Consider the following 18,066-nt stretch of genomic DNA (forward strand, 5'->3'; position numbering starts at 1 on the left):
AATGAGGTTTAGCCTGATGGAGGGTTAAATGAATTCCACGCCTTTCAAAGTCAAACTGATTACCTACTTTTTCAGTTTATTATTGCTGACTGCCGGCAGTTTGATTTATCTGCAATATTATTTTAGTGAAAAACTCGCCATGCAAGCTGGTGACCAGGCATTTGAATCCATTCTCAATAACCTCCATGACTTTCAAAAATCACAAGACCGGCAAAGCGAAGCCTTTCTCGAAATCATCTCAACCTATCCTCAGTTATCCCAACCGGTAAGCTTGGATGAGGAATACCCGTTACAAACCCCGTTTATTAAGATCTTAAGCCAGAACCTTAACGCCTATGCCATCTATTGGGCTAACCTCAAAGGAGACTTTTTCGAGGTTATCAATATGCACCACTCTCCGTTGCTATATAAACAGCTGAAAGCACCACTGAATGCGCGATGGGGAATTATAAAACTCAGTCAAGACAGTGATTTCAAAATCAAACACTATATATTTTTGGACTCAAATTTGAATAGTATCGCCACAAGAAATGAAGCCACCGACTACAAAGCCTATCTTCGCCATTGGTTTGTCGGCGCGCAAAATAACCGTGGTGTCACTCGTTCCGCCCCCTATCTTTTTCAGCATTTACAGCTCTATGGCATCACCTATTCGAAATTCATCCGATCCCAACAGGTCGTTGTAGCGGTTGACTACACTAACAGTGAAATTGAAAACCTGCTTAAACAAGCCAAACCATCAAAAGACAGCTACATATTTATGTTTAACGAGAATGCCGAACTCCTAATGGATTCAAACGGCAATCGTGAAACTGCCGAAAAAGTGAATACCAGTCTACAACTCTATGAACAGCTTAAACCTCTGCTAAACAAGTCCAGCGGTGCGAAACCGCAAGAAATAACGGTTAACAACCGCCGCTACCTAGCTCGATTTGTCAATACAGACGCCCAGCAGGAGCACCGCCTGAACTTGGCCATGCTGATACCGATGAACGACCTTACAGAGCCCTATCGCGCACAAATTCAATTATCACTATTGGTCGCGCTGATTATTCTGCTTATCCTGATACCGCTGATATTTCTATTTGCCCGTAATCTGACACGCCCTATCGAAGCATTGATGAATGAAAACTACAAAATCCAACACCGCCAATTCGACCAAGTCAAACTCATAGAGACTCCAATTAAAGAACTCGACCGTTTATCGCGTTCCTTAGTCGAGATGTCGAACAGTATTCAGCAATACCAATACTCCCAAACCAAACTATTGGACTCCATTATCAAACTGGTGGCGGATGCTATCGATGCCAAGTCCCCTTACACTGGCGGACATTGCAAACGGGTTCCCGAACTGGCCTTTATGCTCCTTGATGCCGCTAACACCGATAGCAAAACCTTCAAGGATTTTCGTTTTGAAGACCCAGACGAGATTCGCAGTTTTCATATTGGCGCCTGGTTACATGATTGCGGCAAAATCGTCACGCCTGAACATGTTGTGGACAAAGCCACCAAACTGGAAACCATCTATAACCGTATCCATGAAATTCGCACCCGTTTTGAAGTCCTCTGGAGAGACGCAGATATCGTCTATCTGCAAGCCCGCTTAGATGGAGAAAGTACCGAACTTGCAGAGCAACAACGCCAAGCAACTCGTGATCGACTCCAAGAAGAGTTTGCCTTTATTGCCAGTACCAATATTGGCGGTGAATTCCTAGATGAACAGGACCAAGAACGTCTCAAGAAAATCGGCAAGCAAACTTGGCAACGCCATTTCAATAAAAATCTCGGGTTATCCGAGGAAGAGCAGTTACGTTCCAGCCCAGACAATCATCTACCCGCCACTGAGAGCTTACTGGCAGACAAACCTGAACACTTTATTAACCGCTATCATTTTGATTATGAGGATTATCAAGCTCATGGTTTTAAAGAACCTGTACCCCAATACCTATACAATTTAGGGGAGTTAACCAACTTAGGCATTGCCAGAGGCACACTTAACGATGAGGAACGATTTAAAATCAAAGAACACGTTATGATGACGATTAAGATGCTGGAAAAATTACCTTTTCCGCAAGAGTACAAAAACATCATTCGCTATGCCGGTACTCATCATGAAACCCTCGATGGCAAAGGTTATCCTCGACAACTGGCGGCGGAAGATTTATCCATACCCGAACGCATTATGAGCATAGCCGATATTTTTGAGGCACTGACCGCCGCCGACAGGCCCTACAAACCCGCAAAAACCCTTTCTCAGGCCTTGCAGATCATGTCATTTATGCGAGATGATAATCATATTGATGCGGACTTATTTGCCCTGTTTATCGAAAGCGGTGTCTACCTTGAATATGCACAGGCCTATTTACAGCCAGAACAAATCGATGAGATAAATCCAGCAGACTATATAGAGAAATAGCAGGTCAATTGATTATCGTCACTAGGGAGTCGCTAAGCATTGCAGTACAATAAACACGTTTATTGCAAAGCAACCCTTTTTTATGACCAACACCCGTATTGCCAAAATCAAAGCGCTACTAAAACAAAAAGCGCAGCATATCTCACATGCCAAATCGGCATTCTGGAAACCAGCAAGTCTATTACAGCGCTTGCAACCAACACCAGAAATTGCCGACTGGCTGAAGACCAAACAGTCATTAACGGCACGTATTCGCCAATTGTGTCCGAATATGAAGGTGATTGTTTTATCTGAAAAGATGGAAAGGCCTTTGTTAGACGAGGCCAAGGCCTTGGGTCTGCCTTTTGATGATAATGCCTGGGTACGCTGTGTCTTGCTGCAGTGCAATCAACATAGCTGGGTCTACGCTCGTACTGTGATACCAAACCTCGATATGGATAACCCTTGGCATCAACTGCAACATCTCGGTGACAAACCACTTGGTGAAGTATTATTTGAACAGAGCAATATCGAACGCAGTAATTTCGAATTTTGCAGCCAACCTATTTCAGAGTGGCCCTATCTGGCAGAAAATGTGAACTACCCAAATCTTCAATGGCGTAGTTTTGGCAGACGTTCTTTGTTTACTAAACAGCAAAACCCGCTATTGCTGACAGAAGTATTCCTACCAGCTCTGTTTGAAAAGCAGAAATAAAAAAAGAAGCATAAAGCTTCTTTTTTATTTTGTAAGTTTCATTTTCAGTCAAGCGCTATTTGGTTTTAAATTGACCAATCAGCTTACTTAGCTGTTCTGAGATCTCACCAACCTGCGCACTTGACTGCATTGTTTGGGCGGCACCATTTGCCACCTGTTCGGCAACCGCACTTATCTGCTCAACATTTGAACTGACTCTTTGTGCCTGCTCACGCTGCTTATCCGAAGCGCCGGAAATCTGTGAATTCATACGATTGATATTGCTCACCGCCGTCTCAATCGCTTTCAGGGATTCACCGGCCTCATGGGCATGCCCAACAGTCTGAGTAGCTTTTTCACGACCTTGGTTCATCGCTTCCACCGCTTGCTGGGAAGCCACTTGCAATTGTGCGATGGTTGCTTCGATTTCCGTGGTCGATTCCTGCGTACGGCTGGCAAGAATGCGCACCTCATCGGCAACCACGGCAAAGCCGCGGCCATGCTCACCGGCACGAGCCGCTTCAATCGCCGCATTCAAAGCCAAAAGGTTGGTCTGCTCGGCAATATCCTTAATCACATCCAACACGCTACCGATGGTTTCGCTGTCACGTTCTAATCGCTTGATGACATCAGCTGCATTGGCAACCTGATCGGCCAGGTTACTGATTGACTCAACCGTCTGATTCACGACATTAGTGCCTCGTTCGGTGGCAATATTCGCCTCATTAACCGAGTTCAAGGCATCTTGAGCATGGTTCGACATTTCCATCACGGCCTGATTCATACTCTCGACTGCCGTTGCCACATGCAAGGTATCTTGCTTCTGACGCTCAACGCCATCCTGTGTCATTTGTGTTTCTTGAACCATATCGGCGGAAGCGGAATTCAATTCTGTCGATACATCGGCAATACGGTTAATCATCAGTCGAAGATTGCCCGCCATCATATTGAAACTTGATGCCATATCACCTATAAAATCAGCACTTTGCAGACCACAGGTATGCGATACATCATTTTGACTGATTGCATTGGCCACCTCACCAATACGCTTCAAACGCTGCAAAAGCATTTTATTTAGCAACCAGAAGTTAAAAAGTCCGATACTGATCCCGGCAATAATACAGGAGATAATAAACCATATCAGCATGCCGTCTTTCCACTCGACAAACAGATTGGCAAATACCGGAAACAGCACACCCATGGAAAAACCAAATGCCATAAATGCTAAGAAAATATTTCTTAGGATACTGGGTTTACTGAAATCAAATGAAATCATCATGTTAACGCCTATTAATTATTCTTGAATTTAGGGGTATGGGTGAATCAGCAATAACCGTTCCAAATTTTCAGTACAAACTGATTTTATGCTTTCTGACTTAAAATAGAGGCTATCTAGGGTCGTAAAAATGCATCTCTAATTGTAAACGGATACGATAGTTGGGCTGATTAAAATTATCAATGCGGTCAAAATATATTTGCGGTTCAATTTCTCCAAATAACCAGTCCTGATAGAGTCTTGAGCGCCAATTAGCGCCAAAACTAACGGTCTGCAAAGCCTCATCTCTATCATGTAGCCACCATTGGGTATCAATATAATATGCGGCGGCAGTATTGGATGAGGTCTGCTCCAACCAAAGAAATGCCTGATTAAAAAACCACTCACGGTTATCATGCCAATAAGACAAGCCCGATTGTGAACGCCATAATGTTTCTGGATTATAGTGATAATCAAATATTTGTTCCGTCTGCCATGAGAAGCCGCGATATCTTTCCAAATAGAGTTGACTCGTTGATCGACTTAACAGTCGTTGCGCCAGTTCATATTTATAACGTTGCAGATAGTTGATATAAGGATTGGGATCGATAATATCGCGAAACTTGAGACCCGACTCTATATGACTGAAGCTGTTTTCACTGTAATCGAGAAGATAACGTGCGCCAAGCTGATTCTCACTTTCAGATTCAAGTGGTGATTGACGACTATCTCTCACACCGGTTTCGGTTGGCGATTGCGTCAGCTCTTCCCGCCAGTTGTCAAAAATTAGCTTCCAGCGATGATTGGTTTTCGGCAGTTCAATCTCAGCCTTGATATGTATATTCTGACTGAGGTCACCTTCATCCCAAATGAATGGTGTATAGAGAACTACCCGGTTACCTTTCTGTATCGAGCTTTGCGAATCATCTCCGAGAAAATCATCAATCTCTTCACCAAAACTCTGTACATAGCTACCAACCCATGCCTGAGTTTCACTGACGGGTAGCATATAGTCATTAAAATAGCTGTCCTCAAGCCAGCTTGGTTGCGGGCGACTTTCATCCGCCCAAGCTAAAGGAAAGATAAGGCAAACAGCCACAGACAAAGCTCTTATAATAGATACTCTATTCGAGTGCTTTTGTAGCGGTAAACCAGACAGGTAACTATGAGCAATAAAATTAATCAAATTCAAGCCTCTTACAACCCTTCTGAGGACAGAATACTCTTAAAAATCAAAACCGACAATAACCAAGAGTATCTGGCGTGGATCACGCGTCGTTTTATGAAGCTGTTATTGCCTATTCTGCATGGTAAGCATCCTACTAATGGTAAAAACCTGTTTGATAGCGCAACCAATGAAATGCAACAAATGGAAAAACAGCAATCGCAAATGCTTGGCGATTACCAAAGTGCTTATGAAACACCCGATAATCCTCAATACCCGCTTGGAGAAATCCCCATATTGCTGGTAAAGATAACTTTCAAGGATATTCAAGGAGAGAATGGCAAATTGATTTTTGAACCGGAACAAGGTCCGGGCGTTGTTTTGCCATATCGTGCCGATCTGCTCGGGCCGCTGATTAAGGTTTTTGCTCAAGCGATGGAAACGGCGCAGTGGAATATGGAAATGGAAGAGATCTGGCAGATTCCTGCCGAAACGGTTTTACAGTAATAAAGCCGATAGTTATGGTTAATTCAATTCAATGGCAATAGCGATTAACAGAATTAAACCAATCCAATGATTCTGCAGAAACACCTGAAATGCCTGTTTTGGGTCTCTGTTAGCCAAACGCCTTAAATCATTGGCAAACCAAACGGCAACCATCATCAAAGCGCCAAAGTAGACTTCAGCCAAATTAAACAAAACACCCACCCAAATCAGTAAGCCAAGCATCACTAGCTGGAAAAAACCGACACCCCACAATAGATACTCACCAAATAAAATGGCAGTCGACTTAATACCGATTTTTTTATCATCTTTAAGATCAGCCACCGCATAAGCGGTATCGTATATCAAAGACCAAACCATTGTTGCGGCAAACAGAGGCCATAATGTCCATGGCACACTGTTGGATGCAGCTGCAAACGCCATAGGTATCGCCCAGGCAAAGGCCGCGCCCAAAAACGCTTGCGGCCAATGAGTCAGGCGCTTGGTAAAAGGGTAGAGAATCGCTAAAAAAACCGCACCTAATGACAACCAGATGGTTAATTGATTCAGCGTTAAAACCAGACCAAACGCGATTAAGCAAAGAAAAACAAAAAAGGCCAGTGCCTCTTTACTGGATAACACACCGGTGGCCAAAGGACGATTACAGGTACGCTCGACATGGCCATCAAAATTACGATCGGCAAAATCATTGATCACGCAACCTGCCGAACGCATTAGAATTGCCCCGGCAATAAATACCACTAACAGATAAATATCCGGAAAACCGTCTGAGGCTAACCACAATGCCCATAAAGCTGGCCACAGCACCAAGTAGATACCAATAGGGCGGTCAATTCGTGTTAGAGAAATATAGGCTTGGATTTTAGACATGATTAAATTTAGATTAAGCCGCTAACTTTGACAGTAGATCCTGAACTTCAGTTTTTGCCGCAGTCGTTACCTCTAATTGAGCCTGAACCTCACCCTGACGGTCAGCGTAATTAAGTACAACTTTTTCTGCATCACTCTTTTGCCAAACGATGACATAACCATAGGCCAGCAATTCAGTCTGACCGACATCCTGGTGAGTGATAGGCCAATCATTTTCGGCCATTAATTGTTTAAAAGCATCACACTGCTGACCAGTAATTGCTAGAAAATGCATAGTAATCCTATTGTTTCTTTTCAGGTTTTTGCCAACCCTTGATGGTTAGCTGTTTTGAACGCGACAAACTCAGCTCATCTGCAGGGCAGCCTTTGGTAATGGTAGAACCGGCACCTATGGTGGCATTGTCACCGATTTCAACAGGCGCGACTAGCTGAGTGTCTGAGCCAACAAAGACGTTGTCACCAATCACAGTTTGGTGTTTGTTGACGCCATCATAATTACAGGTAATGGTACCGGCACCGATATTACAGCCTTCACCCATAATGGTGTCGCCAACATAACTCAGATGATTCACTTTGGAACCGGTGCCGATTTTTGCTTTTTTGGTTTCGACAAAATTACCGATACGAACCTTATCCGCTAGCTCCGTACCCGGACGTAAACGTGCATAGGGACCGATATTAGTCGATGCACCGACAACACAATCTTCCAAATGACTAAATGGATGAATTTCTGTATTAGCACCGATGGTGACATTTATTAAAATACAGTTAGCACCAATCTTAACACCATCGGCTAATACGACTTTACCGGCTAAGATCACATTAACATCAATTTCTATATCCTGCCCCAACGCTACCGTACCCCGGACATCCAAACGACTAGCATCAATCAAGGTTGCACCTTGAACCATCAAATCATCGGCGATGGATAACTGGTATTGTCTTTCTAACGCTTGCAATTGACGCTTGTCATTAACACCCAATACTTCCATTTCGCAGGCCGGTTGTGTGGTTTGCACTGCAAAACCGTCCGCAACACACATGGCGATAATATCGGTAAGATAAAACTCGCCTTGAGCATTGTTGGATTGAAGTTGTGATAACCACAGTTTTAGCTGTTTACCTCTAGCTGCCAAAATACCAGTATTCACCTCTTGAATCTGTAATTGCTCATTACTGGCATCTTTTTGTTCGACAATTGCCTGCACGGCCAAGTGATTATCACGCACTATACGACCATAACCGGTTGGATTATCTAAATTGATAGTGAGCAATGCCAACGGATGCTGCTCTGTGACTAACTCCAATAGGTCTTGAAGCGTTGTTTTGGCCGTTAAGGGGACATCACCATATAAAACCAACACCGTATCATTATCGGCAATTTCAGGCACAACCTGTTGCACGGCATGACCGGTACCCAATTGTTCTGTTTGAGCCACGAAATCAATATTTTGGCCAGCCATACGCTCTTCAACCAGGTGAGACTGATGTCCAACCACAGTCAATACCTGTTTGGCATCTAATAGCTTTGCAGTATTTACCACATGCTGTAATAAGGGTTGACCCGCCAAAGGCTGCAATACCTTAGGTAATGAAGAACGCATGCGAGTACCTTTCCCCGCGGCCAAAATAACGACTTTTAATGCCATAGAAAATTCCAAAAATGCTTGAGCAATAAATAATTGCCATCAATTATATCGAGAAATAATAGTGTCTTTAAATAAGTTCTAGATTTGTTCAATGGTTCGAAGAAAAGCGGAGTGTGCAAATCGCACATGAGCATTTTCTGACAACCCAGTGGATAAATATAGGGCTTATTTAAAAACACTAAAAAATAATTTGCAGATTATTTATTTTGGTAGTGAGACAAGATCAAGGCGGCATAAATGAGCTTAGTAACCTAAGCGACATGTTGCCAACGCAGAGATTGGCCACTAACGGAATCAATAATCGCAAAGAAAAAAAAAGCGGAGTAGAAACTCCGCTTTTTTAATTAGGGTAACAATTAAGCCAACCCAGTCTTATGCAATCGATCACGAAGTTTCGAGATCGATTGAATTTGAGCAACTGCTTCCGCCAACTCAATTTGAGCACGGGCGATATCTGTTTCAGATTTCGCATTAGCCATTGCTTCTTCAGCACGCTGCTTAGCGGCTTCAGCTTCTGCTTCATCCAAGTCAGCCGCACGAATCGCAGTATCGGCAAGAACCGTTACTACGTGGGGCTGAACTTCGATGATGCCGCTGTTGACGTAGAAGATACCTTCTTCATCACCACTGACAACACGTACTGTTCCAGGCTTCATAGAGCTTAGAAACTGGGTGTGGTGAGGCATAATGCCAACCTCACCGTCGGCAGCCTGCGCAAAAAGCATCTCAGCTTTACCTGAGAAAATTTCACCTTCTGCACTAACAATATCTACTTGCATTGAGACTGCCATAACTAATTACCCTTGATATTTTTTCGCTTTTTCAAGAACTTCGTCGATGTCACCAGCGTACATGAATGCTTGCTCAGGAACATCATCAAGTTCACCAGAAGCGATCATCTTGAATCCACGGATAGTTTCTTTCAGTGGAACATAACGACCGTCTTCACCAGTGAATACTTTCGCTACGAAGTAAGGTTGAGAGAAGAAACGCTGCATCTTACGAGCACGTGCAACCAAGTTACGGTCTTCTTCTGAAAGCTCATCCATACCTAGGATAGCGATAATATCTTTAAGTTCTTTATAACGCTGCAAAGTCTGCTGTACGTTACGCGCAACTTCATAGTGCTCTTGACCAACAACTTGAGGGTCTAGCTGACGAGAAGTTGAATCTAGCGGATCGATCGCAGGATAGATACCCTGCTCGGCGATACCACGGTTCAATACAACTGTCGCATCCAAGTGAGCAAATGTTGTCGCTGGAGCAGGGTCTGTCAAGTCATCAGCAGGAACGTAAACGGCCTGGATAGATGTGATAGAACCTGTCTTGGTAGAAGTGATACGCTCCTGAACCTGACCCATCTCTTCAGCTAGGTTAGGCTGGTAACCTACCGCAGACGGTAGACGACCTAAAAGCGCAGATACTTCAGTACCAGCTAGTGTGTAACGGTAGATGTTATCCACAAAGAATAGGATATCACGACCTTCATCACGGAAGTACTCAGCCATTGTTAAACCAGTCAAAGCAACACGTAGACGGTTACCTGGTGGCTCATTCATCTGACCATATACTAGGGCAACCTTATCAAGTACCCCAGACTCTTCCATTTCATAATAGAAGTCGTTACCTTCACGAGTACGCTCACCAACACCAGCGAATACAGAGTAACCACTGTGCTCGATAGCGATGTTACGGATAAGCTCCATCATGTTTACGGTTTTACCAACACCGGCACCACCGAATAGACCAACTTTACCACCCTTAGCGAATGGGCAAACAAGGTCGATAACCTTAACACCTGTTTCTAGAAGTTCCTGAGAAGCCGCTAGCTCGTCAAACGCTGGAGCTGGACGGTGGATAACCATTTTCTCATCTGTTTCTACTGGACCAGCCATATCGATCGCGTTACCAAGAACGTCGAAGATACGACCTAGTGTTGCTTTACCAACTGGTACAGCGATTGGCTCACCAGTGTTAGTAACAGCCATGCCACGCTTAAGGCCGTCAGATGAACCCATCGCGATACCGCGAACTGTGTTATCACCAACCTGCTGCTGAACTTCGATTGTTAGATCTAGTTCATCAACTTTTAACGCGTCATAGATTTTTGGTAAATCAGCACCTTTGAATTCGACGTCAACAACCGCGCCGATAACCTGTACTATTTTTCCACTCATAATCTTTAACCTTTTATTGAAACTTTCAAACTTAAACGGCTGCTGTACCAGCAACAATTTCTGAAATTTCAGCTGTGATCGCTGCTTGACGTGCCTTGTTGTAAGACAGCTTCAATTCATTGATCATTTCACCCGCATTGTCAGTAGCGTTCTTCATCGCGATCATACGAGCACCTTGCTCACATGCTGCGTTTTCAACTACTGCACCAAACACAGTTGCTTCAACATAACGGCGCATCAATGTATCAAGAGCCGTTTTCGCATCTGGCTCATATAGGTAATCCCAATGAGCTTCGCTGCTGTTGTCTTCAGCTTGTAGAGGAACTAATTGAGTCACAATCGGGCTCTGAGACATCGTATTGATGAACTCGTTAGAAGCTAGATGAACTTCATCCACTTCACCCGCATCAAACTTGTCTAAAACAACTTTGATGGTACCCACTAGGTCCTCAAGGTGTGGAGTATCGCCTAAGTCTGAAACGGTTGCGACAACGTTACCACCGTAAGAACGGAAGAATGTTTTCGCTTTGTTTCCAACTAGGGCAAGTTCAACCTCAACACCTTGCTCTTTCCATGCCTTAAGCATTGGTAGAGTCTTACGGAATAAGTTTGAGTTTAAACCACCACATAGACCTCGATCAGAAGAGACCACGACCAATGCAACACGCTTCACTGTTTCACGCACCTGAGTATAAGGGTGCTTATACTCTGGGTGTGCAGCGGAAACGTGATCGATCACTCTCTTCACTTTTTCGACATATGGTAGGGTCGCCTGCATACGAGCTTGCGCTTTACGCATTTTAGACGCCGCCACCATTTCCATGGCTTTAGTGATTTTTTTGGTATTTGTTACGGACTTAATTTTTGCCCGTATTTCTTTACTACCGCCTGCCATGGCCTACTCCTTTGCTTAGAAAACGCCGTTTGCCTTGAATGATTCACAACAAGCTTTAACGCCTGCAATGATTTCATCATTCCAGTCACCCTTAGCATTGATAGCATCGGCAACTGAAGCGTGTTCAGAGTTTAGGTGTGCATGTAAACCAGCTTCGAATGCTAGAACCTTTTCAACTTCAACGTCGTCTAGGTAACCTTCGTTAGCGGCATACAAAGAAATAGCCATTTCAGCAATAGTAAGAGGTGAGTATTGCTTCTGCTTCATTAGCTCAGTTACACGCTTACCACGCTCCAACTGTGCTTTAGTCGCCGCGTCAAGGTCAGATGCGAACTGAGCAAAAGCTGCCAATTCACGGTACTGAGCCAAGTCAAGACGAATACCACCACCAAGCTTCTTGATCGCTTTAGTCTGAGCTGCACCACCAACACGTGATACAGAAAGACCAGCGTTAACCGCAGGACGGATACCCTGAGAGAACAATGAAGTCTCTAGGAAGATCTGACCATCAGTGATCGAGATAACGTTAGTAGGTACGAAAGCAGATACGTCACCCGCTTGAGTTTCAATAATAGGAAGAGCAGTCAAAGAACCAGTCTTACCTTTTACTTCACCGTTTGTGAATCTTTCTACGTAATCTTCGCTTACACGAGCAGCACGCTCAAGTAGACGTGAATGTAGATAGAAGATATCACCAGGGAATGCTTCACGTCCTGGTGGACGACGAAGTAGCAATGAGATCTGACGGTAAGCCTGAGCTTGTTTTGTAAGATCATCATAAATAATCAAAGCATCTTCACCACGGTCACGGTAGTACTCACCCATTGCACAACCAGCGTAAGCCGCTAGGTATTGAAGTGCAGCAGGATCAGAAGCGTTAGCAGCAACGATAACAGTGTTTTCCATTGCGCCGAATTCTTCTAGTTTACGAGCTACGTTGTTAACTGTAGAAGCTTTTTGACCCATCGCAACGTATACACATTTCACGCCAGTATTCTTCTGTGAAATGATCGCGTCGATTGCGATAGCTGTTTTACCAGTCTGACGGTCACCGATGATCAACTCACGCTGACCACGACCAACTGGGATCATAGAGTCGATAGACTTGATACCAGTCATCATTGGCTGATCAACCGACTTACGGTCGATAACACCAGGAGCGATACGCTCGATTGGTGAAGTTACTTTAGCGTTGATAGCGCCTTTACCGTCGATCGCACGACCAAGACCATCAACAACACGACCCATCATTTCCGGGCCAACTGGTACTTCAAGAATCTTACCAGTACAAGTAACTTTTGCACCTTCAGAGATGTGCTTATATTCACCTAGGACTACCACACCTACAGAATCACGCTCAAGGTTAAGCGCCATACCGAAGGTAGTTTCGTCGAATTGAACCATCTCACCGTACATTACATCTGAAACACCGTGGATCAGAGCGATACCATCAGCGATGCTAACGACTGTCCCTTCGCTGCCAGACTCAGCTGCACCTTCAAAACCTTTGATACGGTCTTTGATCAGGCTGCTGATTTCAGAGGCATTCAATTGCATGTTTGTTCCTCTCCATTATTGGGCGATTGCTGCGCCAAGTTTGTTTAGTTGCGTTAATGCTGAACCATCGATAGCCCAGTCGCCAACCACGATTTTAATACCTGCGATTAGTGACTCGTCTACTTCATAGTTGATTTCTACTTCAGCATCAAACTTAGCATTTAAAGCAGCACTTAATTTTTTCTTCTGCTCGACTGTTGGTTTACGCGCTGAAATTACAGTGGCGCGAATACGTTTCTCTTCAGCAGCACGTAGATCTTCAAATTGATCAGCTACTTCTGGTAACGCCTTCAAGCGCTTGTTTTCAGCCATAGCGGTAAGAAGGTTTTTACCTTCAGCAGACAAACCTGAATCCATAATGCCTTCAAACACAGACACAACATTATCAGCTGTGTACTTAGGGTTTTCCAGCATAGCTTGCATAGCGTCATCACCAGCGATAACAGCCAAGTTTGCAAGTTGTTCAGACCAGTCAGCCAGCTTTTGCTCATCTTTAGCTAGAGCAAATACCGCTTCCGCGTATGGTCGTGCAATTGTCATTAATTCTGCCATAGAGTTATCCTTAGATCTGTTTAACTAAGGTTTCAAGCATATCGTTGTGCGTAGCAGCATCGATTTCTTTAGCCAAGATTTTCTCAGCTCCAGAAATTGCAATTGCCGCAACTTCTTTACGAAGATCTTCTCTAGCACGACTAACTTCTTGCTCTATTTCTGCTTGGGCGGAAGCTTTAATACGGTCAGCTTCTTCAGCAGCTTTTACTTTCGCATCTTCTACGATTTCAGAGCTACGTTTTTCAGCTTGACTCAGTACGTTTTGAGCTTGAGCTTTAGCTTCTTTCAAAACTTCTTTAGCTTTTTGTTCAGCTAGCTCAAGTTCATGCTTACCTTTCTCAGCGGCAGAAAGACCGTCAGCGATTTTCTTCTGACGTTCTTCCATTAACTTAGAAAGCGGCCCCCACAGCACCTTGTTCACAAACCAGATCAGCGCGATGAAAGCGATAATCTGGATGAGAAGCGTTGCATTAATACTCACAGTGGTTACCTCGCCATTCGTTATTAATTAATAAGTACAAATTAGACTACCGGGGATTAAGCACCCAAAGCAGCTGTCATAGCACCAACGAATGGGTTAGCGAATAGGAACCACATTGCGAAAGCAAGGATAATGAATGGGAAAGATTCCATCAAACCTGCGAAGATGAACATGTTAGTCATCAATGCTGGACGCATTTCAGGCTGACGTGCGATACCTTCAAGAGTCTTAGAACAAATTAGACCCCAACCAATAGCTGAACCTAAACCAGCCGCAGCCAAAATTACACCTACACCAATTGCAGTTGCAGAATAGATATCAGCAATCATAGTAGCAGTTACTTCCATCGATTTTCTCCAAAGTTTTAAAGTTAAAAAATTAAAGTTAATAAAAAAGCTTTTTACTTAGTATTCGAATCACCAAGTAGGTGCGCTTAAACCCTTTGGTGGCCGTCATATCGCTACAACGACCGCCTATTCCTTCTTTGCTATTCGAGATGGACTAGTGACCTTCGTCGTGCGCCATTCCCAAATAAACAATAGTAAGCACCATAAAGATAAAGGCCTGCAGAGTGATTACCAACAAGTGGAAAATCAACCAACCCAGATCCAATAGGACTTGTAATGGTGCCCAGAATAGGGCAGCGGCACCCACTGCTAATGTTCCACCGATCAAAGCGATCAATAGGAATACCAATTCCCCTGCGAACATGTTACCGAACAAACGCAGAGCAAGTGATAGCGGTTTAGAAACCTCTTCGATCAGCGTCATCACAACGTTAACTGGTACGAAGAACTTTCCGAAAGGGTGGAATAGGAACATCTTGATGAAGCCTACTACACCTTTAATTTTGATGTTGTAATACAGGATCAACGCGAATACTGTTGCTGCCATAGCAAGCGTCGTGTTCAAGTCTGTGGTAGGAACCACTTTCAAGTAAGCGTGTGAATCACCTGTTACCAACTGGAATAGGTAAGGTAGAAGATCTACAGGGATCAAGTCCATGAAGTTCATTAACCAAACCCAAATAAAGATAGTTAAAGCTAAAGGAGCGATTAGAGGGTTGTGGCCAGGGAAGGCATCACGCACGTTAGTCGCAACGAAATCTAAGATTGATTCCACAAAGTTCTGAAAACCACCCGGTGTTCCAGTTTCTAATTGTTTACCTAGTCGCGCCGCTACAAAAACGATTAGCGCTCCAAGCAAAACACTCACAACGATGGTATCGACGTTAAACGTCCAGAAACCTTCGCCAATAGTATTGTTGGTCAAGTGGTGTTGGATATACTCGACCGTACCCATTTTCTCAGCCAATGGTCTACTCCTTAGTCAGTCAAACGTCTTTTACCTTTTAAATCGAAAAGCTTGGCCAATTGCATGACGACAAAGGTCAATACAACCGGTAAAGCTTGACTCTCATCAAGGAAAGACAGCCCTAAAACAAACAACACAGCTAATAGAACGAATCTAATCACTGCACTCATATATAAAATTAGTATTCCGCTTTTTGGGTCTTCTTCTGCGCGCTTATTCGCTTTCTCAAAGGTATAGTTCAGCATCCATAGATTCACTAGGCCGATGAACATACCGTAAGCCGCACCCACTGCGTGACCTAACAGACTGTAAACCATTACCGCCAACAACCCGATAACAACCTGAATTTTCACGGCTTTATCAAGCGTTTTCATGATCTTTTTTCTCTTCCTTAGGCGGAGGATCCAATCTGCTGGTTAATTTGTGTACTTTCTGCAAACCGCCGATAAAGCCAAGCACCGCACAACTCAAAAGGAAAATGGGTGTGGTCTCGAACAGCTGGTCTAGCACATAGCCAACCAAAAAACCGGCAATCAGCATCGATGTGAAAATCGATCCTGCGCTAAGCAACAGGTAATTCAAAGCCGGTGACGGCTGATCACTCTGTTTTTGTTCCGATTTCTTATGAGAATCGCTCATTGGTTGGCAAACTCTATTAATGTTACTTTCTAGGCGAGTTAACTTCAACCTAGGCGGTCGCACATGATAATGTTTTATGAGGTCAAAAGCTAGACTTTATAGAGGTAAATTTCTGCTTTTTTGCACACAAAAAATTCTACACACCTACATAATGTGATGTTCAAATTTCAAAACACTATATGTTTATAAATTCAAGAATTTAGCCTTATATAAAATTTACTTAACTTTTTTATAAAATAAATTTCGGTACTACGTTATTTTAATAAGGCAAGTAGGCGTTCAAGATCTTCATAGTTTTTATAAGGGATCTCTATTTTCCCGCGACCATTTTCACGATGGTTAATTTTAACCTTGGTGGCCAGTTTTTCCGCCAGTGAGGACTCATGTTGTGAAACGGCATCAATGTTCGGAATCTGCTTTTTCTTGGTTTGTTTAACCAACTTATTTGGCATCAACACCTGTTGAGCGGCCTCTTCCATTTCGCGTACCGACCAACCTCGATCAACCGCTTTACCAGCCAGGTCTTTCTGTACATCTTCCGGCAGACTGATAATCGCTCGTGCATGCCCCATCGACAATTGGCCATCATGCAACGCATCCTGAATATTTTGTGGTAATTTCAACAAACGCAGTAGATTGGATACCGCAGCACGAGAACGTCCTACCGCATCGGCAACGGCCTGCTGGGTCAAATCAAACTCTTTCAGCAGACGTTTTAAACCGATCGCGGTTTCGATCGGATTCAGGTCTTCACGTTGAATATTTTCGATCAATGCCATCGCCAGAGTCGCCTGGCTATCGGCTTGACGAATAACCACCGGCACCTTATCCAAACCGGCAAGCTTGGCGGCGCGCCAACGGCGTTCACCGGCAACAATCTCATATTTGTCGGTACCCACCAAGCGGACAATAATCGGCTGCACAATGCCTTGAACCTTAATCGAATCGGCTAATTCCTGCAGCGCTTCATCACTAAACTGGTGACGCGGCTGATATTGTCCAGGCTGCAATTGCTCAATGGCAATCTTTTCAATGCGTAAATCGGCTTGACTGTTTTCCTGCTTCTGCTTCGCGCCCAACATGGCGTGAATGCCGCGATTACCCATTCCAGAACGTTTTTTCACCGTAAGGTCCTCTTATTTTTATATCTGTGTTTTACGAATAATTTCATTGGCCAGTGCCAGATAGGCAATAGCACCATTTGATGACGGGTCATAATCGATAATCGACTCGCCGTAACTCGGCGCTTCTGCCAGGCGGACATTGCGCGGAATGATGGTTTGCAGCACTCGCATGCCGAAGTGGCTGACCAGCTCATTGGAGACGTCATTCGCCAAATTATTTCGACGATCATGCATGGTGCGCAATAAACCGTCGATATGCAGTGTCGGGTTCAGATGATTGCGCACGGTATCGATGGTATCCATCAGCGCTGACAAACCTTCTAGCGCAAAGAATTCACACTGAACCGGCACCAGAATCCCATCGGCACTCGCCAAGGCGTTCAAAGTCAACATATTCAAGGTAGGCGGGCAGTCGATAATAATCACATCGTAATTATCACGAATCTTCTTTAACGCTTTACGCAAGCGTTTTGGCCCCATATCTTCTTCAAGCAAAGTGACTTCTGCGGCAGTCAGATCGCCGTTTGCCGGCATTAAATCAACATTCGCCTGTTCGACGTGGACAATTGCCGCCTTAGGTTTGATCTCACCAACCAAGACCTCAAATACCGAAGCATTGAGCTGGTCTTTATCGACACCGATGGCAACTGTAGCGTTACCTTGCGGGTCGAGATCGATTAACAGGACTTTTTTTTCTAAGCGACCTAATGCAGCCGCGAGATTGACACTACTTGTGGTTTTACCCACACCACCTTTTTGGTTTGCCACTGCAATAATTCTTGCCACGTTGTATTG

At 44.1% G+C, this 18,066-nt stretch carries 20 protein-coding genes; 3 read left to right on the forward strand and 17 right to left on the reverse strand.

Annotated features, from left to right (window positions below):
* Positions 1–28 precede the first annotated feature (28 nt).
* Both FE785_RS10900 and FE785_RS10555 read left to right on the forward strand, forming a co-directional pair.
* The gene (locus FE785_RS10900; RefSeq protein WP_138565702.1) at positions 29–2,416 is read left to right on the forward strand and encodes an HD-GYP domain-containing protein; all 2,388 of its coding nucleotides are present in this window, start codon (positions 29–31) and stop codon (positions 2,414–2,416) included.
* Positions 2,417–2,498: 82 nt separating this feature from the next.
* A complete protein-coding gene (locus tag FE785_RS10555) occupies positions 2,499–3,110 on the forward strand; it encodes a chorismate--pyruvate lyase family protein (protein WP_138565703.1) in 612 nt (203 codons plus the stop codon).
* Between the two features lie 55 nt (positions 3,111–3,165).
* Here FE785_RS10555 and FE785_RS10560 read toward each other — a convergent pair whose 3' ends face one another.
* Together FE785_RS10560 and FE785_RS10565 are read right to left on the reverse strand one after the other, a co-directional pair.
* On the reverse strand, positions 3,166–4,368 hold the full coding sequence (locus tag FE785_RS10560) for a methyl-accepting chemotaxis protein (protein WP_238696268.1): 1,203 nt from the start codon (positions 4,366–4,368) through the stop codon (positions 3,166–3,168).
* 109 nt (positions 4,369–4,477) lie between these two features.
* A complete protein-coding gene (locus tag FE785_RS10565; protein WP_138565704.1) occupies positions 4,478–5,443 on the reverse strand; it encodes a hypothetical protein in 966 nt (321 codons plus the stop codon).
* Positions 5,444–5,509: 66 nt separating this feature from the next.
* Here FE785_RS10565 and FE785_RS10570 point away from each other — a divergent pair, with 66 nt between their 5' ends.
* Positions 5,510–6,016 carry a hypothetical protein gene (locus FE785_RS10570; protein WP_138565705.1) on the forward strand — a complete coding sequence of 169 codons (507 nt, stop codon included), beginning with the start codon at positions 5,510–5,512 and terminating at the stop codon, positions 6,014–6,016.
* A gap of 18 nt (positions 6,017–6,034) precedes the next feature.
* Here the strand turns inward: FE785_RS10570 and ubiA are convergent, their stop codons facing one another.
* From ubiA to FE785_RS10645, 15 genes are all read right to left on the reverse strand, one after another.
* Positions 6,035–6,883: a 4-hydroxybenzoate octaprenyltransferase gene (gene ubiA / locus FE785_RS10575; RefSeq protein ID WP_138565706.1), complete on the reverse strand. Its 849-nt coding sequence runs from the start codon at positions 6,881–6,883 to the stop codon at positions 6,035–6,037.
* 13 nt (positions 6,884–6,896) lie between these two features.
* Complete coding sequence (locus tag FE785_RS10580) at positions 6,897–7,157, reverse strand: hypothetical protein (protein WP_138565707.1); 261 nt, start codon at positions 7,155–7,157, stop codon at positions 6,897–6,899.
* A 7-nt stretch (positions 7,158–7,164) separates the two neighbouring features.
* On the reverse strand, positions 7,165–8,532 hold the full coding sequence (glmU, locus tag FE785_RS10585) for a bifunctional UDP-N-acetylglucosamine diphosphorylase/glucosamine-1-phosphate N-acetyltransferase GlmU (RefSeq protein WP_138565708.1): 1,368 nt from the start codon (positions 8,530–8,532) through the stop codon (positions 7,165–7,167).
* A 356-nt stretch (positions 8,533–8,888) separates the two neighbouring features.
* Positions 8,889–9,323 carry a F0F1 ATP synthase subunit epsilon gene (locus FE785_RS10590; RefSeq protein WP_138565709.1) on the reverse strand — a complete coding sequence of 145 codons (435 nt, stop codon included), beginning with the start codon at positions 9,321–9,323 and terminating at the stop codon, positions 8,889–8,891.
* Positions 9,324–9,329: 6 nt separating this feature from the next.
* On the reverse strand, positions 9,330–10,712 hold the full coding sequence (atpD, locus tag FE785_RS10595) for a F0F1 ATP synthase subunit beta (RefSeq protein WP_202978355.1): 1,383 nt from the start codon (positions 10,710–10,712) through the stop codon (positions 9,330–9,332).
* A gap of 28 nt (positions 10,713–10,740) precedes the next feature.
* Positions 10,741–11,604: a F0F1 ATP synthase subunit gamma gene (atpG, locus tag FE785_RS10600; RefSeq protein ID WP_138565711.1), complete on the reverse strand. Its 864-nt coding sequence runs from the start codon at positions 11,602–11,604 to the stop codon at positions 10,741–10,743.
* Between the two features lie 15 nt (positions 11,605–11,619).
* The gene (atpA, locus tag FE785_RS10605; RefSeq protein WP_138565712.1) at positions 11,620–13,161 is read right to left on the reverse strand and encodes a F0F1 ATP synthase subunit alpha; all 1,542 of its coding nucleotides are present in this window, start codon (positions 13,159–13,161) and stop codon (positions 11,620–11,622) included.
* Positions 13,162–13,176: 15 nt separating this feature from the next.
* Positions 13,177–13,713 (reverse strand): F0F1 ATP synthase subunit delta, encoded by a 537-nt coding sequence (locus tag FE785_RS10610; RefSeq protein WP_138565713.1) that lies wholly within the window; start codon positions 13,711–13,713, stop codon positions 13,177–13,179.
* Between the two features lie 10 nt (positions 13,714–13,723).
* Positions 13,724–14,194 carry a F0F1 ATP synthase subunit B gene (locus tag FE785_RS10615; protein ID WP_138565714.1) on the reverse strand — a complete coding sequence of 157 codons (471 nt, stop codon included), beginning with the start codon at positions 14,192–14,194 and terminating at the stop codon, positions 13,724–13,726.
* Between the two features lie 56 nt (positions 14,195–14,250).
* Complete coding sequence (gene atpE, locus FE785_RS10620) at positions 14,251–14,541, reverse strand: F0F1 ATP synthase subunit C (RefSeq protein WP_028485619.1); 291 nt, start codon at positions 14,539–14,541, stop codon at positions 14,251–14,253.
* A 154-nt stretch (positions 14,542–14,695) separates the two neighbouring features.
* Positions 14,696–15,496: a F0F1 ATP synthase subunit A gene (gene atpB, locus FE785_RS10625; RefSeq protein ID WP_138565920.1), complete on the reverse strand. Its 801-nt coding sequence runs from the start codon at positions 15,494–15,496 to the stop codon at positions 14,696–14,698.
* Between the two features lie 23 nt (positions 15,497–15,519).
* Entirely contained in the window at positions 15,520–15,882 is a 363-nt protein-coding gene (locus FE785_RS10630) for an ATP synthase subunit I (protein ID WP_168188962.1), read from the reverse strand.
* A complete protein-coding gene (locus FE785_RS10635) occupies positions 15,869–16,147 on the reverse strand; it encodes an AtpZ/AtpI family protein (RefSeq protein WP_138565716.1) in 279 nt (92 codons plus the stop codon). The genes FE785_RS10630 and FE785_RS10635 overlap by 14 nt, the downstream gene beginning before the upstream one ends.
* Before the next feature lie 254 nt (positions 16,148–16,401).
* Entirely contained in the window at positions 16,402–17,271 is an 870-nt protein-coding gene (locus FE785_RS10640; RefSeq protein ID WP_238696269.1) for a ParB/RepB/Spo0J family partition protein, read from the reverse strand.
* Positions 17,272–17,289: 18 nt separating this feature from the next.
* Complete coding sequence (locus tag FE785_RS10645) at positions 17,290–18,057, reverse strand: ParA family protein (protein WP_138565717.1); 768 nt, start codon at positions 18,055–18,057, stop codon at positions 17,290–17,292.
* Positions 18,058–18,066 lie beyond the last annotated feature (9 nt).

The organism is Thiomicrorhabdus sediminis (assembly GCF_005885815.1).
Lineage (GTDB): Bacteria > Pseudomonadota > Gammaproteobacteria > Thiomicrospirales > Thiomicrospiraceae > Thiomicrorhabdus > Thiomicrorhabdus sediminis.

Bases quoted from the DNA above. Each gene is read 5' to 3' on its own strand.
- FE785_RS10900 (WP_138565702.1), top strand. From the start codon at position 29: ATGAATTCCACGCCTTTCAAAGTCAAACTGATTACCTACTTTTTCAGT.
- FE785_RS10555 (WP_138565703.1), top strand. From the start codon at position 2,499: ATGACCAACACCCGTATTGCCAAAATCAAAGCGCTACTAAAACAAAAA.
- FE785_RS10560 (WP_238696268.1), bottom strand. From the start codon at position 4,368: ATGATGATTTCATTTGATTTCAGTAAACCCAGTATCCTAAGAAATATT.
- FE785_RS10570 (WP_138565705.1), top strand. From the start codon at position 5,510: ATGAGCAATAAAATTAATCAAATTCAAGCCTCTTACAACCCTTCTGAG.
- ubiA (WP_138565706.1), bottom strand. From the start codon at position 6,883: ATGTCTAAAATCCAAGCCTATATTTCTCTAACACGAATTGACCGCCCT.
- FE785_RS10580 (WP_138565707.1), bottom strand. From the start codon at position 7,157: ATGCATTTTCTAGCAATTACTGGTCAGCAGTGTGATGCTTTTAAACAA.
- glmU (WP_138565708.1), bottom strand. From the start codon at position 8,532: ATGGCATTAAAAGTCGTTATTTTGGCCGCGGGGAAAGGTACTCGCATG.
- FE785_RS10590 (WP_138565709.1), bottom strand. From the start codon at position 9,323: ATGGCAGTCTCAATGCAAGTAGATATTGTTAGTGCAGAAGGTGAAATT.
- atpG (WP_138565711.1), bottom strand. From the start codon at position 11,604: ATGGCAGGCGGTAGTAAAGAAATACGGGCAAAAATTAAGTCCGTAACA.
- atpA (WP_138565712.1), bottom strand. From the start codon at position 13,161: ATGCAATTGAATGCCTCTGAAATCAGCAGCCTGATCAAAGACCGTATC.
- FE785_RS10610 (WP_138565713.1), bottom strand. From the start codon at position 13,713: ATGGCAGAATTAATGACAATTGCACGACCATACGCGGAAGCGGTATTT.
- atpE (WP_028485619.1), bottom strand. From the start codon at position 14,541: ATGGAAGTAACTGCTACTATGATTGCTGATATCTATTCTGCAACTGCA.
- atpB (WP_138565920.1), bottom strand. From the start codon at position 15,496: ATGGGTACGGTCGAGTATATCCAACACCACTTGACCAACAATACTATT.
- FE785_RS10630 (WP_168188962.1), bottom strand. From the start codon at position 15,882: ATGAAAACGCTTGATAAAGCCGTGAAAATTCAGGTTGTTATCGGGTTG.
- FE785_RS10635 (WP_138565716.1), bottom strand. From the start codon at position 16,147: ATGAGCGATTCTCATAAGAAATCGGAACAAAAACAGAGTGATCAGCCG.